This window comes from Peptoniphilus vaginalis (assembly GCF_900176605.1).
Taxonomy (GTDB): Bacteria; Bacillota; Clostridia; order Tissierellales; family Peptoniphilaceae; genus Peptoniphilus_A; species Peptoniphilus_A vaginalis.
Genome location: NZ_FXLP01000005.1, coordinates 488,690 through 511,520 on the forward strand (window position 1 = coordinate 488,690; position 22,831 = coordinate 511,520).

Sequence of the window (22,831 nt, forward strand, 5' to 3'; positions counted from 1 at the left end):
TTTAATATTTGCTTACCTCAATATCTATTTCATCAAAATTATTGTAATAAGATTGGAGTGCAAGAAGTGAACCCTTGGTCTTTAAGACAATTTCATCAAACTCTTCTTCTTCATCTGATAAAAGGATTATGGCTCCTCCAACTCCTATTGTAGCCTTATCTTCTTCAATAAGAGCAGTCCTTATAACAATATTAAAATCCATGGTTGAATTATTTGATATATATCCAATTGTTCCTGAATAAACACCTCGAGGATAAGTTTCAAGTTCGTCAATAATCTCTAAGGTCCTCTTCTTTGGTGCGCCTGTCATAGAACCACCTGGAAAAGTTTTTTCAAGAACTTCTATTATATCAACATCTTCCTTAATTTTTCCAGAGACTGTAGTTACAAGTTGGTGTAGTGTCTTATAAGTCTCTACATCCATAAGTTTTGGTACCTCAACAGTACCAATCTCGCAGTACTTGCCAAGGTCATTTCTAAGAAGATCAACAATCATTAGGTTTTCTGACTTAGTTTTTTCTTCACTCCTAAGTTCTTCGATTAACCTCTCATCTTCTTCCTTTGACTCTCCTCTTTTTATAGTACCCTTGATAGGCTTAGTTGATACAATTTTATTTTTATCTACTCTCAAAAATCTTTCCATTGATGAAGATGCAATCTTTAACTCATCAAGTGGCAAGAAGGCACTATATTGTCCAGGACTTTTATCCCTGAGCTCCATATAATACTTCTTTCCATCAATTTTGTCAAAGATATCAAGTCTATTTGTTAAACAAACTTCATAAGTTTCTCCAGCACGAATTAAGTCTTTTATTTTTAAAATATCTTCTATGTAAGTTTTTTTATCTTTTACGAACTTTGATTTTGGAAAATCTCTTTTTACTTCTTTTTCTTTTTTACTTTCTAAATCTTTATTTAAAAGATTTTTTATTTCTTCTTTCCATTCTAAATCATCTCTGTATGAAAGTAGATATAATTTCTTTTCTAAGTGATCGTAGACAAGTGCTCTGTCACAATATTTAAAATAGGCATCTGGATAGGAATAAGAATAATTATTTGAAACATTCTCTGTGTCATTTTTTAACTCGTAACCAAAATATCCAATATAACCTAGTTGATAGTCAAAAGGAAGAGCTTCGTCATAGTCCCATCTAAGTCTATTAGCCTTTAAAAAATCAAATATATTTTCTTCGTAGATTTCTTTTTTCTTTGAAGCTACAAAAGTTTTCTCCACTAATTTTTTATCAACATCATACTTAATTGTGTGTCCTCTTTTTTCGCCCTGCAAGCCAAAAATTGAGAATCTTGAAAGTCCTTCTTCCACCTTGCTGCTATCAAGCCAAAGAGTCTTGTCATCATAACTATAAAGTCTCTCATAAAGCTCACCTGTATCAAGATCTTTTTCAATTATTTCATAGGCAAGTTGATTTTTATTATAAAAGTCTCTAGTAATATTTATAAAATTTTTAATTAATTCCTCTCCACATTCACTTGCTATGGATTCTGGATGAAATTGGAGACCATAAATAGGTTTAGTCTTATGAGATATTCCCATTACTATACCCTCAGGAGTTCTTGCATCAATTTCAATATCATCAAGTTCTTCGTCCTGGCAAGTAAGAGAATGATATCTTGTGACAATAAAATTATTTTTTATTCCCTTAAACAAACCCTTTCCATTGTGTCTAATGAAACTTTGTCTTCCATGCATAGGTTCTTCTGCCCTTACTACTTTCCCACCATGGTAATGATAAATTCCTTGATGACCTAAACAAATCCCTAAGATTGGTTTATCTAATTTTTCGATTATTTCCTTACATACTCCAAAATCTTTTTCCTTGTCTGGACTACCTGGCCCTGGAGAAATAATTACATTGTCAAAATCTAAATTTAAAATTTCATCAAATGTCATTTCATCATTTTTAATTACTATGGGCTCAAGACCTGAAACTTTTCCAATTAATTGATAGAGGTTGTAAGTATAGGAATCGTAATTGTCAATTATAAGTGATTTCATCCTTGCTCCTTTAAATAATTTTTTAAATAAATAATAGCCTCTTTATATCCAGATATTCCTAATCCTTCAAAGGACTTTATAGCGTAGTCCCTTATAAAGTTTACTTGTCTAAAGTCTTCCCTTTCTGATACTTTTGAAATATGAACTTCAACGGTTGGAAGGCTTACTGCCTTTAAGGCATCAAGTATTGCGACACTGGTGTGAGTATATGCAGCCGGGTTTATTACAATGCCATCAAACTTCTTGTAGGCTTCTTGAATTTTATCAACAACAGCTCCCTCATGATTTGATTGAAAGTGTTCAAGTTCTATTTTTTCTTCATTAGCAGTTTTCTCTAAGCTATCTAAGAGTTTTTCATAGTTATCACTGCCATAAATATTTACTTCTCTAATCCCTAACATATTTATATTAGGTCCATTAATCACAAGAATTTTCATAATTTTCCACTTCCTTAAGAATTAAGTCTAAATTTTTAATTTTATCTTCAATTACATCTACTTTTATATGAGCTAAGTCCTCATAAATTTCTTTTCTTTCTTTATAAAGCTTTTTAAGATTATCTAAATTTTTTGAAAGAGGTCTGCCAGATGCTTCTAGGTTCTCTAGATTTCTATTAAGATATATAACTAGAGAATTTTGTTGGATATAATATCTATTCTCTTCTCTTAGAGGTGTTCCTCCACCAGTAGCTATTACTAGACCATTCCTCTTACTAAGATCTTTTAAAATTTTGCTTTCCAAATTTCTAAAATAATCTTCGTCTTTTTCTTCGAAAATTTCTGGAATTGTTTTGCCTTCCTCTTCTTCTATTAACTTATCTGTGTCATAAAAGTCTCTCTTAAGTTTTTCTGCAAGCATCTTACCCATACTTGTCTTACCACATGATGGCATACCAATTAAAAGGATATTTTCCATATTAAATTTTAATTTTTTATAAATTTTTATAATTATAGATTCATCTAGTTTTTTATTTAAGAAAAGTTGGCAGGCAAAGAAAGCTTGTGCAACTAGCATCATAAGACCTGACATAGTTTTAATATTTAATTTCTCTGCATCGAGGATTAACTTAGTCTTTAGTGGATTATAAATTAAGTCTATGACAAAATCTAATTTGTTAAACTTAGCCAGATCTACTTTGGATTCCATATTATTTGGATACATGCCAAGCGGTGTTGCGTTAATTATAACTTCAAAATCAGCAAATTTTTCTATAGTTTCATAATTGTTTTCAGTGGACCTGCTTATAACTACAAATTTCTTGGCTCCCTTATCCATCACTAACCTTTGTAGCATCTTGCTAGCACCACCTGATCCTAGAATTAATACTTTTTTATCTTTTAAATCAATTCCATAAAATTTTAAACTGTAGTCAAAACCAAGGTAGTCTGTATTATATCCAATCAGCCTTCCATCTCTATTTACTATGGTGTTTACAGCTCCAATTTCCTTGGCAAGTTCATCTATCTCATCTAGATAAGACATTGAAACTTCCTTGTAGGGTATAGTAACATTTATTCCTTTAAACTTTCTCAACTTAAAAAATTCATCTAATTCATTTGTTTTTATATCTCTTAAGTTATAAGGGTAGTATCCTAAAAGTTCGTGAATTTCTTTGGACTTACTGTGAGATAGGCTTTCGCCAATCAATCCATAAGTAAAATTTTCATCTTTTATTTTTGCTGAAAGCTTTTTACTTTCTTTAAAGATTGAAGAGTAAATTGGGTCTACAATATTTTTAAATTCTCCATCAATCTTATTTTCTAAATTTTTGATAATTTCTCTTTCCCTATTTTTATCTTCTGTATTTAAATTGTTATTTAACTTATAAAGACCTATATCTTTAATGATCTTCATTCTTTCTTCAAGTAGTTTTATTATTTCATTATCAATTTTATCTAGGATTTCCCTATCTTCTTTTAAATTTCTCATTTTTCACCTTCCATCACTAGGTCAAGAAGGGCTATAGCAGTAACCATTTCTATTGCAACGAGTGCTCTTGGCACAATAGATGGATCGTGCCTTCCTACAATTTTTAGCTTTGTATTACTCTTGTTCTTAAATGAAACAGTATCCTGAAGCTTAGCTATAGAACTTGTTGGCTTTACAGCAGTCCTAAAAACAATTGGCATACCACTTGAAAGTCCACCTATTATTCCCCCATGATTATTAGTCCTAGTCTTTATTTTATTATTTTCATAATAATAAGGATCATTGTGGTTGCTTCCTAGCATTTTTGCAGCTTCAAAACCACTTCCAAACTCAATCCCCCTTATGCCAGGTACGGAAAAAACTGCATGAGAAATCACTGACTCTAGTGAATCAAAGAAGGGCTCCCCAATCCCCACAGGCATATTTAAAATAAAGGTCTCAACTATACCTCCTATGGAGTCTCCTTCATCCTTTGCCTTTAAAATTTCTGCTTCCATTTTTTCTCTTGAAGATAGGTCTATTACAGGAAAAACTTGATCTTTAAAGTCATAAAAATTTTCTTCGTTTATATCCTCTAAATTTATTTCACTATCCTCAGCCAAACCTATCCTTTTAATCCTTGAATAAATTTTTATTCCTCTTTTCATTAAAAGGTCTTCGGCAATTGATCCTCCTATTACAAGGGGAGCTGTCATCCTTCCAGAAAACTGGCCTCCACCTCTTATATCATTGTGAGAATCAAATTTCACATAGGCTGGATAATCTGCATGAGATGGTCTAGGCATATCTCTTAGATTTTCATAATCCTTAGATCTTTGGTCTTTGTTTTTTATAATTGCACAAAGAGGTGCACCACATGTTATGTCGTCTACTTCTCCGCTAACAAGTTCATAAGAGTCCTCTTCCTTTCTAGAAGTTGAAAATTCATTTCTCCCAGGTCTTCTTCTATCAAGATTTTTTTCAATTAGGTCTCTGTTAATTTTGTATCCAGCCTCAATTCCGTCAATGACAAGACCAATTTCACTTGAATGGGACTGCCCAAATAATGTTACTTTGAAATTTTTTCCAAAACTATAAGACATGATTTTTACCTCCTATTGAAGCTAAGTCCTTGTAAAATTCTCTGTAGGATTTTTCTACACATTCGCTATCAATTATTTCTATAGGACCCTTGGCAAAACCTGCAGCAATAGACGCAGACATAGCTATCCTGTGATCATTAAAGGAATTTATCTTACATGAATTAAAAATTTCAACTCCTCTAAAGGAAAAGGAGTTTTCTTTTAGACAGACTTCTACCCCAAGCTTTTCTAGCATTTCAATTGTTGATTTTACCCTGTCACTTTCCTTTAATTTTAGCCTTTCAATGTTTATGATCTCTACTTTTTTTCCATAAATTCCACAAAGAACTGATAGGATTGGAATTGTATCAGGAATGTTTTTTGCATCTATTATAATTTTTTCCTTAGCATCTTTTTTCTTTATAAATTTATAGCCAATATCTGAAATATTTTCAAGTCCAAGTTCATTAAAATACCTTAATACTTCTTTGTCTCCTTGAATTGAAGACTTATTTAAATCTCTAACTTCTACTCCAGCTGCTAGAAAGAAAAGGGCATTAGACCAATCTTTTTCAACAATATAATCTTGTCCTACAAATCTTCCCCTGCTTAAATAAGTATTTTTATCTTCTAGAACCTTTACTCCAAATTTATCCATTACATCTATAGTCATATCAATATAGGGCTTTGATTCTCTTTCACTAGTCAGTTTAATAGTGCAGTCCTGACCTGATCCACCTGCCAACAATAAACCACTAATAAACTGAGAGGAAATATTTCCTGGCACTTCAAAATTATAATTTGTTAATTTTCCACTTATTAAAATTTTTTCTCCAACTTCTTTTATAGAAACCCCATGTTTTGGAAATAAATCAAAGTAAACGGAGTTGGTTCTTGTTACCAGGCTCCCCCTTCTTATAACTTCTGCTTCTATTCCAAGTGCTCCCAAAATTGGCAAAATAAATCTAAGGGTGCTTCCACTTTCTCCTACATCAATAAGTGTTTTATTAAACTCTTCTGGAGCTTCAATGTGAAATTTACTTCCTTCTCTTGAAACTCTTACACCTAAAGACTCTACAGCATTTAGGGATGCTTCTATATCTTTTGACAAGTTGTCGATTTCTAAAATAGATTCACCTCTTGCCAAAGCGGCACAAAAGATTGCCCTATGAGCATAGGATTTTGATGTTATTCCTGAAATTTTTCCATATAATTTTTTACTTTCAATGAGTCTATTAACCATTTTTCCCAAGTTCTATTATTTCCCTTAATTCATCAAAATCAATTCTTTTACTTACAACTTCACCAATTTTTGTTGGAATAATTATGTTTATTTTATTATTTTTTATCTTCTTGTCATGCTTTAATACTTCCAAAATTTCATCTGAGTCAAAATCATAAAATATTGGCAAATTATGATTTTTAAAAGCATCAATTAGGTCTTTATAAAAGTCATCTTCTGCAAGACCCAATTTATAAGCTGCCCTTGCCATATAAATAGTTCCTATTCCAATACTTTCACCATGGTTAAGTTGGTAGTTTGATAGAGACTCAATACCATGACCTATTGTGTGGCCAAGATTTAATTGTTGTCTTTTACCCTTATCTCTTTCATCATCTCTAACAAAATCTAGTTTTATATTTAGAGATTTATAAATAATCTTTTCATAATCCAATTCATCAGCTGACTTTAAATAATCAAAAAGTTCCCTATCCTTTAAAACCGAATACTTGAAAATTTCTGCCAGTCCGTTATTAATATTTCTCTCATCAAGAGTTTCTAAAAAACTGTAATCAATATGCACATACTTTGGAAAATAGAAAGACCCAATCTGATTTTTTAAATTCATAAAATTTATTCCATTTTTTCCGCCAACAGATGAGTCAATCATTGATAGTAAAGTTGTAGGAACAGCAACAAAATCAATACCTCTAAGGTAACTTGCGGCAACATAGCCACCAAGATCTCCAACTACTCCTCCACCAAAGGCTATGATTGCATCGCCCCTGTTAAAATTATTTTCTACAAGAAACTGATTAATTTTCACAAAGTTTTCAATGGATTTTGATTCTTCCCCTGGAGTAATTGTGAAAACAAAATATTCAAAGCCCTTCATTATATTTTTCATTCTTTTTTCGTATAAAGAAAAAACATTTTCGTCAGTAACTATCAAAAATTTTGATTCGCTTCTTCCCCTTAAAAAATCTTTTAATTTGTCGTCACTTTTATAATCAATATCTATTTTATAATTATTTTCTTTTACTTGTATTTCCATAAAACACCTCTATGTATTCACTCTCTCTATCATAAATCATAGGCACTCATAAATAAAGATTATACTTGTTTTTAGTATAAAATATTCTTATTCATACTTTACCAAAATATCATTGTACATTGATGAAAAATGTACTATGATATTTATGAGGTGATTATATGAGCGATTATTCTAATTATTTATTTAGACAGTTTTTAATTATTCTATTACCCTTTTACCCTATCATACTCGGAAAACTAGGATTTTCTGATTTTAAAAAATCCTTCAAAAAAGAATATTATATTCTTACATACCTCTGCACTGTTATAGCTTTCATTGTTTTTGCCTATTTTGTTTGTGTATATCAGCTTGGATTATATATATAATTAAAATTAAAACATAAGATATTAATAAAGAGTGAGGTCATATAAAAATCCTCACTCTTATTTTCTCTTTATAATTAGTAAAATTGTTAAAAATAAAACTCCAATTAATACGATGGCACCACCTGGCTTTAATCCCAAGTAAAAGGATGACACAAGTCCAAGCATGGTAAAAATAAAACCAAAGCATGAAGCAAGAATAGTGGTCTTTAAATATCCAAACTTAAACTGCATAGCGCAAGCTACTGGCACTACCATTAGGGATGAAATAATTAGAATCCCAACAGTCCTTGCTGATACAGAAATTGTAACAGCTATAAGAATCATGAAAATTAAATTTATTCTATCCACGTTGACTCCAGAAAGTCTTGCAGAGGACTCATCAAAGGAAATATACATTAAGTCCACGAATAAATAGGAAAACAAAAAGAATACTATTATTGAAACCCCAAGTATTAGATAGAAATCTAATTGTGGTATGGCAATTATGGATCCAAATAAATATTCTTCAAAATTTGCACTTGTCTTAACAAAGCCTGAAAAAAGTGATGCGAGACCTATTCCTGTGCTCATTAATATAGCAGAAGAAATTTCTTGATAACCAGGAAATTTCGTCCTAACATACTCCAAAAATATAGAGCCAACAACACAGAGTATTAAGGCTCCTATAACAGGAGAAGTTGAAGTAATGAGACCAAGCATTACACCAGCAAGGGATACGTGGGATAGGGCATCCCCAATTACAGATATTTTTTTATTTACAACCACAACACCCATGCAAGGGATTATTACTGATAAAAAAGCTCCAACTATTAAAGCCTTTATCATATATGAATACTGAAAAATTTCCATTATTTCACTTCCCTTATCTTCTTATCTTTTATCTCATAAACCTTGTTAACATTCTCTTCTATTTCTTCAAGGTTGTGAGTTATCATAAGAATCGTAATATTGTGTTGTTGATTTATGTGACTTAAAAGGTGAAATAAAGATTCCTTAGACTCCTTATCTACGCCAGTCATGGGTTCATCAAGAATTAAAAATTCTGGAGTTGCAACCAAGGTCTTGGCAATTAAAATTCTCTGCCTTTGTCCACCTGATAATTCTGTGTAAAGTCTCTCCCTGTAATCATTCATGCCAACTAAATTTAAGGCATTGGTTATTTTTTCTTTATGGTAAGTTTTTAATTTTCTAAACCCCTTATTCCTTGGATAAAGAGCTAGCGACAAGAGTTCTGAAACTGTAATTGGAAACTCAAGGCTTGATGGTACAGAAAGTTGTGGAACGTAACCAATGTTTTCTATTCCATTTTCTGTATAAAAAGAAATAGTGCCCTCTAGCGGCTTAAGTTGATTTAAAATAAGTTTAACCAAAGTCGACTTTCCAGCACCATTAGATCCTATAAGGGCGATGTAGTCGCCCCTATAGACATCAAAATTTATATCATCTAAAACTAAATCATCATTGTATTTAAATTTTAGATTTTTAATTTCTAACAATTTTTCCTTCACTATTTTAAAGCACCTACTAAATTTTCTAGATTTTCTTCCATGATGCTAAAATAATCTTCCTTATTATCTATTTGTTCTTGGCTCAAACCTTCAATTGGTGAAAGAACCTTAACTTGGCAACCAGTTTCACTTGCAATAATGTTTGAAACCTTTGGATCAATTAATTCTTCTGTGAAAATAGTTTTAATATTATTTTCTTTTATATAAGAAATAATTTCTGCCATCTTCTTAGCATCTGGTTCAGTTTCTGCATTTACTCCCTTAACACCAATTTGAGTTAAGCCGTAGTCCTTGCATAGATATCCATAGGCTTCGTGACCTACAACAATTTCTTTCTTTGGAAGATTTGCTAATTTTTCCTTATATTTTGCATCAAGTTCATCTAACATTTTAGCATATTTTTCATAATTTGACTCATAATAATCTGCATTGTCTTTGTCAAGTTCCACTAGGGCATTTTTAATATTTTCCATTTCTATTTTTGCATTCTTTGGTGACATCCATACATGTGGATCCATTGGTCCATGGTGGTGCCCTTCGTGGTCATGTTCTTCATGATTGTGGTTGTTTTCTGCTGCTTCATGATTGTGATTGTGATTTTCTTCAGCTTCATGGTTGTGATTATCAGCTTCGTGTTCGTGGTCATGATCTTCATCTTCGTCGTCATGACTATGAGTTGACTTAATTAGTTCTACACCTTTTGATGCTTCAACAACTTTTAGGTCTTTATTTGATAGTGAACCAATAACCTTATCTGTCCAAGATTCAAGACCAGCTCCATTGTATATAAGCATATCAGCATTTTCTAGATTTTTAATTGCGTCAGAATCTGGTTCCCATCCATGAGGCTCAGTTCCTTGTGGCATAACCATTTCAACATCTAACTTATCACCAGCAATTTTTTTTGTAAAATCATAAATAGGATATACAGAAGCGTAAACCTTTAGCTTGTTGTCTTTATTGCTAGCTTCACTAGAGTTCTTAGCTTCTCCTCCTTTAGAACATCCTGATAATAAAATAATTCCTGCTAATAAAAATATAAATTTTTTAATATTTTTCATTTTTTCCTCCTAAACAATAATGATTTGCATTAGTAATTATAACAGAAAAAAATAATAATAAAAGGTGTTTTTTAAATTAACTTAAATTTTGTTATAATTATCTTATTAAAGGTGGTGAGGTTATGAAAATATTTGATGATATTTTAAGAAAACATAATTTGAAGGTTACTAAGGGTCGTCTTGCACTTTTAGAAGAATTAAATAAATCAAAAGTTCCTATGAATACAGAAGAAATTTTTGAATCTGCCGACAAGGATTCTATTCCCAGTCTTACTTCCCTCTATAGGATGTTAAATGAGCTATCAGAAAAAGGAATAATAAGAAAAAATTTATACTCTAATGGTCTCTTCTATTATGAGTTTGCTGAATCTGAACATAGACATTATATAGTTTGCTCAAAGTGTGGCAAGGTGTCTCCAATAAAAGAATGTCCTATTTCGGATTTTGAAAAAATTGCTGAAGAAGAAACTGGTTTTAAAGTTATAGGTCACCTTGTTGAGCTAAAGGGTCTTTGTCCAGAATGTCAAAAGAATTAATTTCATAATATGGAATAGACTTCGTATGGCAAAATTTTTCTTTACTTTTTCTTGTTTAGGGTTATAATTATATTAGTGAAATAATATTTGAATTATTTTACTATCCTTTACTTATATTTTGAAAATGAAAGAGACTTACTGTACACCCCGCAGTAAGTCTCTTTTATTTTTATATTAATGTTGTGACAAATCCACCTAATACAATTAGTGGTAATCCAAAGAATATAATCTGTGGAATGCAAGTATCCTTTATATGATCGTGTTGACCATCCACTGAAAGACCAGATGTTGGTCCCAGAGTTGTATCTGATGCTGGTGAACCTGCATCACCACAAGCTGCTGCAATTGTAACAAGTAGGATAGTCGCCTTAAGGGAGTATCCTAAACTCATTGCTATTGGAACATAAATTGCAGAAATAATTGGAACTGTACCAAAGGAAGTTCCTATTCCAAGAGTAATCATAAGTCCTAGCAAAATCATTACATATGAAGCTACAAGTTTTGATCCACCAAGTAGGTTTTGGGCAACTTGAACTAAGTCATCTATTGCACCTGACTTTATTACTACATTTGCATAACCAGCAGCAATTAACATAACAAAGGCTATGAAGCCCATCATGCTAATGCCACCATCAAGCATCTTTTGCATATCAGACCACTTTATTACGCCTGTTATAACTACAAATATAAGTCCCACTAAGGCTCCCAGAGGAAGGGACTCTGTTAATATTTGTACCACAACTGTAATGAGTCCAGAAAGTAAAACTAGAATGTGTTTCTTTTCTAATTCATCTCCTACTTCAACAATTTCACCTTTTACATCCTTAGTGTCATATTCCCTATCTCTTATAAAGAATAATAAACCAGAACATAGACCTAAAAACATAATAGCTGCAACAATCCAGTTAGTTCCTGTTACATCTTTATCTGTAATGTTAAGTCCTGATCTTCCAAAGGAATCAATTATTAAGCCATGAAAAATTGCACCATAACCTAGAGGTATCGCAATATAGGGTGCCTTAAGTCCAAAACCAAAGGAAACAGAAAGCATCTTTCTATTCATTTTCATCTTATTAGTAAGTGAAAGAAGAGGTGGAATCAAAATTGGAATAAAGGCTATGTGGATTGGTATAATTGTTTCTGCCATTATGGCTATTACGATTATTATCCCACAAAGTAAAATCTTGTTTCCCTTAACTAAGGATCCAATTTTTTTTGCCATTATCGCTGCTGCACCAGTTTCTTCCATGCAATAAGCTAAAGATCCTAGCAATATATAACTCAAGGCTGTTTCAGCGTTACCTCCCATACCACCTATTAGGGTGCTCATTGTTTCAGCAATACCCATACCTGAGATAAGTCCTGCAGAAATTGCTGAGATCATTAGAGCAAAAAATACAGGAATTTTTACTAAACATAAAGCTGCCAAAATAATTACCGACAGCACTACTGCGTTTGAAAATATCATTTCTTCTCCTTTTCTATTAAATTATATGCTTACAATATATATTCTATGATAAAATATACCCAAAAAAAAAGACTTTTCACTAAATTAGAAAAGTCTTTTACCTTTATTTGATATTAATTAATTCCACATCAACAATTAAATTTTTTTAAATAATTATTAATTACTTAATTTATTGAAGATTCATTTTTATCTTCTTCAATTGTTTCATTCTTATCTTCTTGAGAAAGTTCTTCCTCTTCTTCATATCTTTTTAAGATATCCATAAACTCTTCACCAGTAATAGTTTCTTGACGAAGTAGATATTCTGAAATAGCATGAAGGGCTTTTATATTTTCTCTTAAAATTTTTCTTGCTTCCTTATGAGCATCATCAATAATTTTTTGAACAGCTGCGTCAATTTCATATTGAGTTTGTGGTGAACATTGTAGAGAAGTATCTCCACCAAGATAAGCATTAGTCATAGATTCAAGTGCTACAAAACCAAATTCATCTGTCATACCAAATCTTGTCACCATGGCCTTGGCAATCTTTGTTGCCTTTTCAATATCATTTGAAGCGCCACTTGTCCTTATGTTAAAGATTAATTCTTCTGCTGATCGTCCCCCAGTTAAGGTTACGATGTTGTTGATAGCATCTTCCTTAGTCATTAAGAATTTTTCTTCTTCATCAACCTGCATAGTGTAACCCAGAGCTCCTGAGGTCCTAGGTATAATTGTTATCTTATGAACTGGTGCAGAACCCTTTTGCTTTGCAGCTACAAGAGCATGACCTACTTCGTGATAAGCTATAATCCTCTTTTCACGAGGAGATATAACAGCATTTTTCTTTTCATAACCAGCTAATACAACTTCAACAGATTCTTCAAGGTCTCTTTCACTCATCTTGTCCCTACCTTGACGAACTGCACGAAGGGCCGCTTCGTTTACCATATTGGCAAGGTCTGCCCCACTTGCACCTGCAGTTGCTCTACCAATTTTTTCATAATCAATGTTCTCTTCTTTTTTAATATCCTTGACATGAACCTTTAAAATTTCAACCCTACCATTTAAGTCAGGTAATTCAACTGGAATTCTCCTATCAAACCTTCCCGGTCTTAAAAGTGCTGGGTCTAAGGAGTCTGGCCTATTAGTTGCAGCTAAAATTACTACTCCAGCCTTTGCATCGAAGCCATCCATTTCTGAAAGAAGTTGATTTAGAGTTTGTTCTCTTTCATCATTGCCAGAAAAACCTGATCCATCTCTCTTCTTTCCAATAGTGTCAATTTCATCAATAAATATAATACAAGGAGCCTTTTCCACTGCTTGCTTAAATAAGTCTCTCACCTTGGCTGCACCAAGCCCAACAAACATTTCTACAAAGGCAGAACCTGATATAGAGAAGAAAGGTACTTCTGCTTCACTAGCAACAGCCTTAGCTAATAGGGTCTTACCTGTCCCTGGAGGTCCAACGAGTAGAGCCCCCTTTGGAAGTTTTGCCCCAATTTCTGTGTATTTCTTTGGATTGTGTAAAAAGTCTACAAGTTCTGATAGAGCCTCCTTAGCTTCATCTTGACCTGCAACATTATCAAATTTAATACCATCAGTTGATTCCACATAAATTTTTGCTCCACTTTTGCCAAAATTCATTGGACCAACGTCCCCCATTTTTTTGAAAATAAATTTGGAAAGTAAGAGCCAAAAAGCAATAAATATCGCAAAGGTTGCAACAGTTGAGATGATAAAGGATAAAACTGGATTCATCTCGGGTTTATAAACTTGGGCTGACTTTACATTTTTATTTACTAATCTATCGACTAAATTAGGATCATACATCCTATTAGTTTCATATTTAATTTTCTTTCCGTCTTTTTCAACTTCAAAGGCAATAGTTCTATCTCTTACCTCTGCCTTTTTTACCTGATTCCCATTTACCATATTTACAAAGGAAACATAATCAATTTCTTTTATTTCTGAATCCTTATTAAGTCTTGGTAAGACTACTATGGCAACTGTGTAAAAAATTACAATTGCCAAGATTACGTAAATTATTGTGGGAATATATTTTTTATAATCATTATTTTTATTTGACAAATTTTTCCCCCTCTTAAAGGTTAATAAAGAAAAAATTTGGGACCAAGTCCCAAAATTAGTCTAGTCTTCTTCTATTTTCCATTGCCGTTTGAATTGTTATCTCATCATAATACTCAAGGTCGCCGCCAACTGGAAGTCCGTAGCCAATTCTTGAGACAATAATGTCGTAATCTTCTAGGATATTTTTAATATACCTTGCTGTCGCATCTCCATCTACAGTTGGATTAGTTGCAACTATTACTTCCTTTATGTCTCCCTCTTCAATTCTTTTTATTAATTCTTTAATAGTAACATCTTCAGGAGTCTTGCCTTTAAGGGGTGAAATAACTCCGTGAAGTACATGATACTTGCCACGAAAACTTAAAGACCTTTCCATTGCGTCAACATCTTTTGGACTTTCTACAACACAAATTATTGAATCGTCCCTATTTTTGTTGGAGCAAATTTCGCAAGGATCACTATCCGCATAGTTCATACAAATTGAACATTCAACAGTGTTGTTTTTAGCAGAAATTAAAGCCTCTGCTAAGTCCCTAACTTCATTTTCTTCAAGTCCAATTATATAATAGGCTAGTCTTTGAGCAGTCTTAGAACCAATTCCCGGTAGACGATTTAATCTCTTGATTAAGTCTTCAATAGGTCCTATTTCTTTTGTCATATTATAGCCCCGGTATGTTTAATCCACCTGTGAATTTACCCATTTGAGAGCTCATCTTGCTATCAGCATTTCTCAATGCTTCATTAACTGCGGCAACAATTAGGTCTTCAAGCATTTCAACATCGTCAGGATCTACTGCATCCTTATCTAGCTTAATAGAAATAAGTTCCTTGTTGCCATTCACAGTAGCAGAAACTGCTCCACCACCTGCAGTAGCAGTAATTTCTTCATTTGCTAAATTTTCTTGCATCTCTTCCATTTGTTTTTGAAGCTTTTCGATTTGCTTCATCATATTATTTCTTCCGCCTCCACCAGGGAAGCCGTTAAATCCACCTCTAGCCATTTTTCCTCCTAAATATCTTCTATATTATTTTTACCAAAAATTTCTTCTAGCTTATCTATACCAGGCTTTTGCAATTTCATCCTGACATCAATATTTGTTCCATAAATATTGTTAATTAATTCAGGTAAAATAGTTTTATGTTCTGGCATTACGCAGTAATCATAAAATAAGCTGTCTTTTTCTTCAAATACTAACTCTAAAATATTATCATGAAGACCTTCTGCTTTAGCATGACAGACAAAACCAGCAAAACCCTTATTGCCCCTAGATACAAGTTCACTTATTATCTTGTCCCAGTCTGATCTTATCCTATCAAGGCTTATATCTTTAATAGCATTATCTTCTTTACTAATATTTATTTTCTCGTCATTTTCAATTATAGCAGATTGCCCTTTTTTTTCAATTGTCGGACTACTAGCTTCTTTTATATTTTCAATTGGATTTTCTTCATTGGCACTAGTAAATTTTTTTTCTGTAGGACTTACTTCTGCCTTATAATAATCTCCAGGATTATAGTAATTATCATCGAAATTATTGTAGCTATCTTCTATCTTATTGGCAGAATTATTAATCTGATTATTTAAAGAATTACTAAGGTTACTGCTTCCCAAATTATTAATTCTATCTTCTAATAATTTAATTCTTCCCTCTAAATCCTTCTTGCTAGACCTGTTGCAAATTTTAATTGCATTCATTTCAAATACAACTCTCTTGTTATCTGCATATTTAATCTCAAGAGCCAATTCTTTTAAGACCTCAATAATATCTAAGATGTCTTCAAGTTCAAGGCTTCCAGCAAGATTTCGAAATTCTTTCAAATAAGTTGTATAAACTATCTTTTTTGGATCACTTAGAGTTTTTACTAATAAGATGTCCCTAAAGTGACTTAATATTTGCGAGGACAGTGTATTAAAGTCCACACCCTCCCTATAAATCTCATCAATAACATTAAGAGAAGAATTTATATCTCTTTTAATCATTGCACTTGAAAGTGAAAATAATAAGTCAGAAGATGATATGCCTAAGACTTCCATAGCATCTTCTAGTTTTATGTGGTCCTTGTTCTTAGTAAGAAGTTGGTCTAAAACTGATAGGGCATCTCTCATGGCACCGTCAGCTGTCTTTGCTATTAATGTAAAGACTTCGTCATCGCAAGACTTTCCTTCAAGCTCAGTTATTCTCTTTAAATTATTTTCAATATCTTCTACAGATATTCTTTTGAAATTAAATTTTTGAGATCTTGATAAGATTGTGGCAGGAATTTTTTCAATTTCTGTTGTCGCCAAGATAAAAATCAAATGTCTCGGTGGCTCTTCTAGTATCTTAAGTAAAGCATTAAAGGCCCCTTTTGATAACATGTGAACCTCGTCAATAATGTAGACTTTGTACTTTAGAGCTTGAGGAGGATAGATTACCTTGTCCTTTAAATCTCTAATATCATCTACACCATTGTTACTAGCTGCATCCATCTCAACAACATCTAGGACTGATTCATTTAAAATCCTCTTACAGTTTTCACATTCATTACAAGGGTTGCCATCTACGGGGTGAAGACAGTTTACTGCACGAGATAAAATTTTTGCAGCAGATGTCTTGCCTGTTCCCCTAGTTCCTTGAAAAATATATGCATGACTTATTTCATTATTTTTAACTTGATTTTTTAATGAAGCTATTACAGCTTCTTGACCGTAAAGTTCATCAAAGGTCTTTGACCTATACTTTCTATATAAAGCTTTATACATTCTCTCACCTTGTAATAATTATACATTAAAAACTTTTATAATAAATTAAATTATTCCATTTATGACTAATTTATTAAAATCTCTTCGAAAAGATTTAACATCATCTTCACATAATTTTCACATGGCAAGTATAAGATATAGACAAATTAAAGAAACAATATGTTTCAATTTAGGAGGATTTATTAAAATGAAAAATTTAAAGAAATTAGCAAGCGTTGGAATGATTTCAGTATTAATGCTAGGTATGGTAGCATGCCAAGGCGCTGACAAAAAAGCTAACGAAGCTGCTAACGCTAAAAATGCTGCAGTAGAAGAACAAGCTAACGCTAACAAAGCAAAAGTTGAAGCTAACGCTAAAGAAGCAGAAGCTAACGCAAAAGCTGACGAAGAACAAGCTAAAGAAGGAAACAACGCTAAAGCAAACAACGCTAAATGTGATAACGCTAAAGCTGATAACGCTAAAGAAGAAAAAGCAAAATAATTTAGCTTAACTTTCAAAGAAGCCTTTCGAGGCTTCTTTTTTTTATATAAAATTTTCTTAAAATCTTTTAGTAATCTTCTAATTTAGCATATAAAAGATTAATCTAAATAAAAAAATATGATATAATTACTTCAATAGAATTTATGAAAGAAGGTGTTACATTGTTTTGTCCAAAATGCGGAAACCAAGTTTCTAAAAATGATAACTTTTGTGCTTCATGTGGTCACAACTTAAAAGACGTAAAAATAAATATTACATCAAAAAACAATCAAAGCTTTGGAGACACCAACAAGGTGGAAAAAGTTAGTCAAAACACAAGAGTCTTTAATCCAAGATCTCTAGATGCAATTGACACTACTGATGAACTAAAAAATATTATTGCTGAAGTTGATAGGACTATTTCTAAAAATATAAAAGATTATGAAAATAATAATCTTCAGACAAAAGCTTCTGAAAAAGAAAAGAAATCAAAAGCAAAGCCTGAGGAAGCTTCAGAAAAAAATAAAAATAAAAATAAAAAAGAAAAAAAGAATAAAGATAAGTCAAAAAGTATTGATTCAAATAAGTTTGATGAAAATATCTTAGATGAATTTAAAGATCCTGATTCTTCTAACAAAATGAGCCAAAAAGAATTGGTTCGTAGGGTTCAAGAAGAACTAAAAAAATCTAGCTTTGATGAAAAGGATATAAATAAGACTTCATCTGAAACTCCCAAGTCTTCTAACGATGAAACTGACCACCCTATAGAAGTTTTTGAAGAAGAAACGACTAAAGAGTCTCAAAAAAAATTCTCTTTAAAAGAAAAATGGAATAATTTTATAAAAGAGGATGACGATGAATATTCAATCTTTGGGGACCTAAGAGACGATACTAAGAAAAAAGAGGATACTAGAAACTTAGAAATAAGTAAATCTGTTGAAGATACTGACAGATCCTTTGAAAACACACTTAGCACACCTAAGATTGACATTGAAAATGCTATCAAAGAAGCTGAAGAAGAGAAATCTAAGGTCAAAAAAGAAAAAGTAAATAAAACTCCAGAAAATAATTCAAAAAAAGAAAAGATAGAAGTTAAAGAAGCTCCTAAAAATTCTGAAGTTAAAGAGAAATCTAAAAAGAAAAGAAATCTTAAAGACTTATTCAGCTTTGCTGATAAGGGAGAAAAACCTGTTAAGGATATAGAAGAAGTTTCTTCTGAATTTGAAAAATCCATAGAACATAATATTTCAGAAAAGGTAATGGAGGTAACTAATAAGTCTGACAAAGAAATAGATAAGCTTCTTGATTCCCTAGATAAGCTAACAGGAAAATTATCTGATTATATTGGTGACTTTGGTTCTAAGGAAAGTAAAAAAATAATTGGACTTGGTATATTATTAAATCTAATCATGCTCCTTATTGGAAGTGGAACTTTTAAATTAATTTTAATTCCATTTTTAATTTTAAAAATAGCTTTTGATTATTTGGAGTTTTATATCCCACTAAATATTGCAACTGGCAGAGATTATATTGATACATCTTCTTCAGAAGTCAAAAAATTTGCCTTAATAAACTGGATAATTTGTAAGGCTGTATTATTTGTTGGATTTTTAATTTCACCTTTTGGCGGTTTTTTCAAATACAACATGCTCCAAGCCTTAACCCCTATGCCTCTTGCAACATTAATTATAATTGGACTTTCACTTCTAATAGGATTAAACCAATATAAGGACAATTTCTTTGCTAGATCAAAGATAAACTTTGTAGGCTGGTATGCAATTTCCTTTACACTTTTTGAACTCCTATTTAAGATGATATGGTTCATTATTAATTTTATATTTGTAACACTTTTTTAAGAAAACCGAGTTTATCTCGGTTTTTTATTTTGCAAAATTTTTATAAAAAATGGTCAGAAAACTTCTGACCAAGATTTAAAATTATGAAATTTCTACTTCTCTAAAAAGTATATAGCCATCCTCATCCACTGCAAGACCAAAGTAGCTATCTTCGAAAGCTTTTTTAAGTTCATCAGTTTTACTTGAGTGAATAATCCTCTCCTTACCTGTCATCTTTATATCTAAGTCATCAGACTTCAATAGGATAAATCTATCATAACCATCTTCTGAAAACTCATCTGGATATTTTTTCTTTAATGATACTAGCATATATCCAGAATCTAAAGTATTCTTATAAGATCTGTAGTTCTTAGGAGAAATAGTAGACATCTTATTTGTAAATTTTGAATTTTTATATCTTTCTTCAAGCTTTTCCCTAGTTATATTTTGTAAATTTCTTCCCCTGTATTCTTTTAAAACTACAACTGTATCATTGACAATTACAGACTCAGGTTCAATATAGAAGTCTACATCGTGGGCAAGGTTGTCTTTATGACTTGGCACCTTTATGCTCCTATAGGCTACAAGCTTTCCCCCATCAAATACACCGACAAAGGAGCCTCCCCCATCTATTAAAGCTTCCAATTCTTCTTTAGAGTCCTGAGAAAAAATTTCTTTGTTCTCTATGCCTTCATAGACTTCACAAGTCAAATCATAAATATCGTCAATATCTTCTTTTTCTAAAAATTTAAAAACTAATTCTTCCATACCCACCTCTTTTATTTAAATATTCAAAAAGAAATCAACTATTAAATCCTATTAAGATTTTATAATATAATTTAAGAATAATCTAGATAGATACTTAGATAATACTTATAATAGAAAAATTCCACAAATTTAAAAGGACCAAGTTAAATTACTCGGTCCTCTTGGATTGAAATATGGTATAGAGTTTTATTATTAATATTAGTTAGGTATTTTTCAAATTAATAAAGGCTTTGTAAAATATTTTTCATTTCAATAACCTTTACTTCATCAAACCTTTTAAAGGCTTCAAGGGAAGATTTTTCATTATTAAAGCACTTCCAATAACCTGTGCACTTACATATCTTTTTGTCCCTATGTTTGAAGTCTATTACGTCTTTTAGGGGGTAACCTAAAAACACTCCAATTTCATCTGGACAAGTTTCAGCAAATCTAACCCTCAATAAATTTAAGTAGTCGCCTGTGGTAAGACAAGATTCATAACCATGAGAATTTAAAAAGTCCTTAATCTTAACTTGAGAAAGTTTCTTTTCAAGTCTATCATTTTTAAAAAAATAAACTAAGACAAAGTCCTCTCCCTCTTTTAACTCATAAAAATCAAGTCCCAAGGCATCTTTTAATATAAATTTGTTCTTCATCCAATAATCCTTTAAGGGCCTTTTGGCATTTCTTAGATTCATCATGGTTCCAAGCTTCAAGTTGTTATTAGTTGGTGCAACTGTAGACTTAATAAGAGCCAATATATAATCAAAGTCCTTAAAGTTATTGATGTAAGATAAAAATTCGATTAGAACTTTATCATACATTATGACCTCGCAAGATCCCTTCCTAAAGCTTCACATTCTTCTAAAGCATCTTGATCAGGGTCGTCATAAGCTGCGAAACCATCAGCAAGTAATTTTGCACCAGTTCCTTCAACTTCTTCTTGCCAAAGTCTCATCCATTCTCCATCTGCCCATTCGTAAGATCCGAATAAAACTACATTTTTACCAGATAGAAGAGGATTAACCTTATCCATGAAAGGTCTCATTTCAGTTTCTTCTAATTCTTCAGATCCCATTGCAGGACATCCAAAGGCTAGTCTATCAACATCTTTTACATCATCTTCAGTAGCAGATCCAACTTGAATTAGTTTAACATCAGCACCTTCGCCTTCAGCTCCCCTAACTAGAGCTTCTGCCATTCTTTCTGTGTTACCTGTTCCTGACCAGTATATTACATTTACTTTTTTCATTTTTATTCCCTCCAAAATTATTTTTGATATCTCTTATCAATTGATTTAATTTTAATATATTTTTAAAAGATATAATTATATAAATTATTATAATTTTTTAAATTTTATTAATTCCTTTTTATAATGCTTTATAGAGCAATCTTTTAGACTGATAATAATTTATTGTCATAAAATTACAGAAATGATAAAATTTTAATCAGATAAAATGTTAATAAAGGAGGTAAAAATGGAATTTATTAAAGAAAATGGAGTTTTGAATATAAATTTAGACTCAATATTAACTCTTGCCCTTGCTGTAATTGTATTGTTAGCTGGATATGGTATTAAAAATAGATCATTATTTTTAAGAAAATATTGTATACCTGCTCCTGTAGTAGGTGGATTTTTGTTTATGTTTATAACTTTTATAGGTTATAAAACAAACAGCTTTAATTTTACTTATGAAAATATTTTTCAACCAACTTTTATGCTTGCATTCTTTACCACTGTTGGGCTCGGAGCAAACCTTAAGATTTTAAAATCCGGAGGAATTTTACTTATAATTTATTGGTTAGTGTGTGGATTTTGTTCACTTATTCAAAACTCAATTGGCATTGGAGTCGCAAAAATTATTGGACTTGAACCTGCATACGCAATGCTTGCATCATCTATATCAATGATTGGTGGACATGGAGCTGCTATGAGTTATGGGTCAACTTTTGCTAAGATGGGTTACGAACAAGCACCTGTTGTTGGAGCGGCTGCAGCTACATTTGGTCTTATTTTTGGTGTTGTTATTGGAGGTCCACTTGGAAGAAGACTAATTGTTAAAAATGGACTTACTCCAAATAATGATGACTTTGATTCATCAAAATTAGACGCTTTATTTACCGAAGAAAAATTTGAATTAACAAATTTAGATATTATGAAGAATGTTTCTGCAATTATCATTTCAATGGCATTAGGAACTCTCGTATCAAAATTTATTGGAACACTAATTAATATGGATTTTCCAGATTATGTAGGAGCTATGTTTATAGCAGTTATCTTAAGAAATTTAAATGAAAAAATTAATATCTATAAGTTTAATGGTTCCTTAGTTGATGGTATTGGAGATATTATGCTTAACTTATACCTTGCACTTGCCCTTATGACCTTAAAACTTTGGGAACTTCAAGATCTAATGGGCGGAGTTCTTGTTGTTCTAATCTGTCAAGTTATTTTTATGCTAATTTATGCATATTTTGTTGTGTTTAGAGTACTTGGTAAAAGTTATGATGCAGCAGTTATGAGTGCTGGACTTTGTGGTCACGGTCTAGGTGCAACTCCATCAGCTATTGTAAATATGACTGCTATAAATGATGAATACGGTTTAAGTAGAAGGGCTATGATGATTGTTCCAATTGTTGGTGCTTTCTTAGTAGATATAATCTATCAACCAATCGTACTTGCATTTATAAAAACTTTCGTAAAATAAGAATCAATAATTAATCATTTTATCTACGTAAAAACCCAGGCTTAATAA

Annotated in this window: 21 protein-coding genes; 4 read left to right on the forward strand and 17 right to left on the reverse strand. The window is 31.6% G+C overall.

Annotated features, from left to right (window positions below; translation table 11 throughout):
• Nucleotide 1: 1 nt before the first annotated feature.
• The 9 genes from pabB to CAN42_RS07205 form a co-directional block, all read right to left on the reverse strand.
• The gene (gene pabB, locus CAN42_RS07165; protein WP_085876123.1) at nucleotides 2-2,017 is read right to left on the reverse strand and encodes an aminodeoxychorismate synthase component I; all 2,016 of its coding nucleotides are present in this window, start codon (nucleotides 2,015-2,017) and stop codon (nucleotides 2-4) included.
• On the reverse strand, nucleotides 2,014-2,454 hold the full coding sequence (gene aroQ, locus CAN42_RS07170) for a type II 3-dehydroquinate dehydratase (RefSeq protein WP_085876124.1): 441 nt from the start codon (nucleotides 2,452-2,454) through the stop codon (nucleotides 2,014-2,016). The genes pabB and aroQ overlap by 4 nt, the downstream gene beginning before the upstream one ends.
• On the reverse strand, nucleotides 2,435-3,946 hold the full coding sequence (locus tag CAN42_RS07175; protein WP_085876125.1) for a shikimate kinase: 1,512 nt from the start codon (nucleotides 3,944-3,946) through the stop codon (nucleotides 2,435-2,437). The genes aroQ and CAN42_RS07175 overlap by 20 nt, the downstream gene beginning before the upstream one ends.
• Nucleotides 3,943-5,028, reverse strand: a complete 1,086-nt coding sequence (gene aroC / locus CAN42_RS07180; protein WP_085876126.1) for a chorismate synthase — start codon at nucleotides 5,026-5,028, stop codon at nucleotides 3,943-3,945. The genes CAN42_RS07175 and aroC overlap by 4 nt, the downstream gene beginning before the upstream one ends.
• Nucleotides 5,018-6,250 (reverse strand): 3-phosphoshikimate 1-carboxyvinyltransferase, encoded by a 1,233-nt coding sequence (locus CAN42_RS07185; protein WP_085876381.1) that lies wholly within the window; start codon nucleotides 6,248-6,250, stop codon nucleotides 5,018-5,020. Before CAN42_RS07185 ends, aroC begins: the two co-directional genes overlap by 11 nt.
• Nucleotides 6,243-7,283 (reverse strand): 3-dehydroquinate synthase, encoded by a 1,041-nt coding sequence (gene aroB, locus CAN42_RS07190; protein WP_085876127.1) that lies wholly within the window; start codon nucleotides 7,281-7,283, stop codon nucleotides 6,243-6,245. The genes CAN42_RS07185 and aroB overlap by 8 nt, the downstream gene beginning before the upstream one ends.
• A 422-nt stretch (nucleotides 7,284-7,705) precedes the next feature.
• Entirely contained in the window at nucleotides 7,706-8,497 is a 792-nt protein-coding gene (locus CAN42_RS07195; protein ID WP_085876128.1) for a metal ABC transporter permease, read from the reverse strand.
• Nucleotides 8,497-9,156: a metal ABC transporter ATP-binding protein gene (locus tag CAN42_RS07200; protein WP_085876129.1), complete on the reverse strand. Its 660-nt coding sequence runs from the start codon at nucleotides 9,154-9,156 to the stop codon at nucleotides 8,497-8,499. Before CAN42_RS07200 ends, CAN42_RS07195 begins: the two co-directional genes overlap by 1 nt.
• Nucleotides 9,156-10,217, reverse strand: coding sequence for a metal ABC transporter substrate-binding protein (locus tag CAN42_RS07205; RefSeq protein ID WP_085876130.1), 1,062 nt, complete (start codon nucleotides 10,215-10,217; stop codon nucleotides 9,156-9,158). The genes CAN42_RS07200 and CAN42_RS07205 overlap by 1 nt, the downstream gene beginning before the upstream one ends.
• 122 nt (nucleotides 10,218-10,339) lie before the next feature.
• Here CAN42_RS07205 and CAN42_RS07210 point away from each other — a divergent pair, with 122 nt between their 5' ends.
• Nucleotides 10,340-10,753, forward strand: a complete 414-nt coding sequence (locus tag CAN42_RS07210) for a Fur family transcriptional regulator (RefSeq protein ID WP_062571529.1) — start codon at nucleotides 10,340-10,342, stop codon at nucleotides 10,751-10,753.
• A gap of 169 nt (nucleotides 10,754-10,922) precedes the next feature.
• On the opposite strand, the gene CAN42_RS07215 is transcribed toward CAN42_RS07210, so the two are convergent.
• From CAN42_RS07215 to dnaX, 5 genes are all read right to left on the reverse strand, one after another.
• The gene (locus CAN42_RS07215) at nucleotides 10,923-12,221 is read right to left on the reverse strand and encodes a Na+/H+ antiporter NhaC family protein (protein ID WP_085876131.1); all 1,299 of its coding nucleotides are present in this window, start codon (nucleotides 12,219-12,221) and stop codon (nucleotides 10,923-10,925) included.
• A 164-nt stretch (nucleotides 12,222-12,385) separates the two neighbouring features.
• The gene (gene ftsH / locus CAN42_RS07220) at nucleotides 12,386-14,290 is read right to left on the reverse strand and encodes an ATP-dependent zinc metalloprotease FtsH (protein ID WP_085876132.1); all 1,905 of its coding nucleotides are present in this window, start codon (nucleotides 14,288-14,290) and stop codon (nucleotides 12,386-12,388) included.
• Nucleotides 14,291-14,345: 55 nt separating this feature from the next.
• Nucleotides 14,346-14,948: a recombination mediator RecR gene (recR, locus tag CAN42_RS07225; protein ID WP_062571532.1), complete on the reverse strand. Its 603-nt coding sequence runs from the start codon at nucleotides 14,946-14,948 to the stop codon at nucleotides 14,346-14,348.
• 1 nt (nucleotide 14,949) lies between these two features.
• Nucleotides 14,950-15,291, reverse strand: coding sequence for a YbaB/EbfC family nucleoid-associated protein (locus tag CAN42_RS07230; protein ID WP_062571533.1), 342 nt, complete (start codon nucleotides 15,289-15,291; stop codon nucleotides 14,950-14,952).
• Between the two features lie 8 nt (nucleotides 15,292-15,299).
• On the reverse strand, nucleotides 15,300-17,033 hold the full coding sequence (gene dnaX, locus CAN42_RS07235; protein ID WP_085876133.1) for a DNA polymerase III subunit gamma/tau: 1,734 nt from the start codon (nucleotides 17,031-17,033) through the stop codon (nucleotides 15,300-15,302).
• Nucleotides 17,034-17,220: 187 nt separating this feature from the next.
• Here dnaX and CAN42_RS07240 point away from each other — a divergent pair, with 187 nt between their 5' ends.
• Nucleotides 17,221-17,514: a hypothetical protein gene (locus tag CAN42_RS07240; protein WP_085876134.1), complete on the forward strand. Its 294-nt coding sequence runs from the start codon at nucleotides 17,221-17,223 to the stop codon at nucleotides 17,512-17,514.
• Between the two features lie 161 nt (nucleotides 17,515-17,675).
• Nucleotides 17,676-19,349: a zinc ribbon domain-containing protein gene (locus tag CAN42_RS07245; RefSeq protein WP_085876135.1), complete on the forward strand. Its 1,674-nt coding sequence runs from the start codon at nucleotides 17,676-17,678 to the stop codon at nucleotides 19,347-19,349.
• 81 nt (nucleotides 19,350-19,430) lie between these two features.
• On the opposite strand, the gene CAN42_RS07250 is transcribed toward CAN42_RS07245, so the two are convergent.
• The 3 genes from CAN42_RS07250 to CAN42_RS07260 all read right to left on the reverse strand — a co-directional run bounded on the left by CAN42_RS07250 (nucleotide 19,431) and on the right by CAN42_RS07260 (nucleotide 21,327).
• The gene (locus CAN42_RS07250; protein WP_085876136.1) at nucleotides 19,431-20,096 is read right to left on the reverse strand and encodes a GNAT family protein; all 666 of its coding nucleotides are present in this window, start codon (nucleotides 20,094-20,096) and stop codon (nucleotides 19,431-19,433) included.
• A 218-nt stretch (nucleotides 20,097-20,314) separates the two neighbouring features.
• Nucleotides 20,315-20,899, reverse strand: a complete 585-nt coding sequence (locus CAN42_RS07255; RefSeq protein ID WP_062571538.1) for a DUF3793 family protein — start codon at nucleotides 20,897-20,899, stop codon at nucleotides 20,315-20,317.
• On the reverse strand, nucleotides 20,899-21,327 hold the full coding sequence (locus tag CAN42_RS07260; RefSeq protein ID WP_062571539.1) for a flavodoxin: 429 nt from the start codon (nucleotides 21,325-21,327) through the stop codon (nucleotides 20,899-20,901). The genes CAN42_RS07255 and CAN42_RS07260 overlap by 1 nt, the downstream gene beginning before the upstream one ends.
• A gap of 226 nt (nucleotides 21,328-21,553) precedes the next feature.
• On the opposite strand from CAN42_RS07260, the gene gltS reads away from it, so the two are divergent.
• Nucleotides 21,554-22,783, forward strand: coding sequence for a sodium/glutamate symporter (gene gltS / locus CAN42_RS07265; protein WP_085876137.1), 1,230 nt, complete (start codon nucleotides 21,554-21,556; stop codon nucleotides 22,781-22,783).
• Nucleotides 22,784-22,831 lie beyond the last annotated feature (48 nt).

What these genes read in the sequence shown, in the direction of transcription:
- recR (WP_062571532.1), bottom strand. Translation starts at nt 14,948, where the DNA reads ATGACAAAAGAAATAGGACCTATTGAAGACTTAATCAAGAGATTAAAT.
- aroB (WP_085876127.1), bottom strand. Translation starts at nt 7,283, where the DNA reads ATGGAAATACAAGTAAAAGAAAATAATTATAAAATAGATATTGATTAT.
- CAN42_RS07215 (WP_085876131.1), bottom strand. Translation starts at nt 12,221, where the DNA reads ATGATATTTTCAAACGCAGTAGTGCTGTCGGTAATTATTTTGGCAGCT.
- CAN42_RS07250 (WP_085876136.1), bottom strand. Translation starts at nt 20,096, where the DNA reads ATGGAAGAATTAGTTTTTAAATTTTTAGAAAAAGAAGATATTGACGAT.
- CAN42_RS07195 (WP_085876128.1), bottom strand. Translation starts at nt 8,497, where the DNA reads ATGGAAATTTTTCAGTATTCATATATGATAAAGGCTTTAATAGTTGGA.
- aroC (WP_085876126.1), bottom strand. Translation starts at nt 5,028, where the DNA reads ATGTCTTATAGTTTTGGAAAAAATTTCAAAGTAACATTATTTGGGCAG.
- CAN42_RS07210 (WP_062571529.1), top strand. Translation starts at nt 10,340, where the DNA reads ATGAAAATATTTGATGATATTTTAAGAAAACATAATTTGAAGGTTACT.
- CAN42_RS07255 (WP_062571538.1), bottom strand. Translation starts at nt 20,899, where the DNA reads ATGTATGATAAAGTTCTAATCGAATTTTTATCTTACATCAATAACTTT.
- dnaX (WP_085876133.1), bottom strand. Translation starts at nt 17,033, where the DNA reads ATGTATAAAGCTTTATATAGAAAGTATAGGTCAAAGACCTTTGATGAA.
- CAN42_RS07205 (WP_085876130.1), bottom strand. Translation starts at nt 10,217, where the DNA reads ATGAAAAATATTAAAAAATTTATATTTTTATTAGCAGGAATTATTTTA.
- CAN42_RS07175 (WP_085876125.1), bottom strand. Translation starts at nt 3,946, where the DNA reads ATGAGAAATTTAAAAGAAGATAGGGAAATCCTAGATAAAATTGATAAT.
- aroQ (WP_085876124.1), bottom strand. Translation starts at nt 2,454, where the DNA reads ATGAAAATTCTTGTGATTAATGGACCTAATATAAATATGTTAGGGATT.
- CAN42_RS07230 (WP_062571533.1), bottom strand. Translation starts at nt 15,291, where the DNA reads ATGGCTAGAGGTGGATTTAACGGCTTCCCTGGTGGAGGCGGAAGAAAT.
- pabB (WP_085876123.1), bottom strand. Translation starts at nt 2,017, where the DNA reads ATGAAATCACTTATAATTGACAATTACGATTCCTATACTTACAACCTC.
- CAN42_RS07260 (WP_062571539.1), bottom strand. Translation starts at nt 21,327, where the DNA reads ATGAAAAAAGTAAATGTAATATACTGGTCAGGAACAGGTAACACAGAA.
- CAN42_RS07185 (WP_085876381.1), bottom strand. Translation starts at nt 6,250, where the DNA reads ATGGTTAATAGACTCATTGAAAGTAAAAAATTATATGGAAAAATTTCA.
- CAN42_RS07240 (WP_085876134.1), top strand. Translation starts at nt 17,221, where the DNA reads ATGAAAAATTTAAAGAAATTAGCAAGCGTTGGAATGATTTCAGTATTA.
- gltS (WP_085876137.1), top strand. Translation starts at nt 21,554, where the DNA reads ATGGAATTTATTAAAGAAAATGGAGTTTTGAATATAAATTTAGACTCA.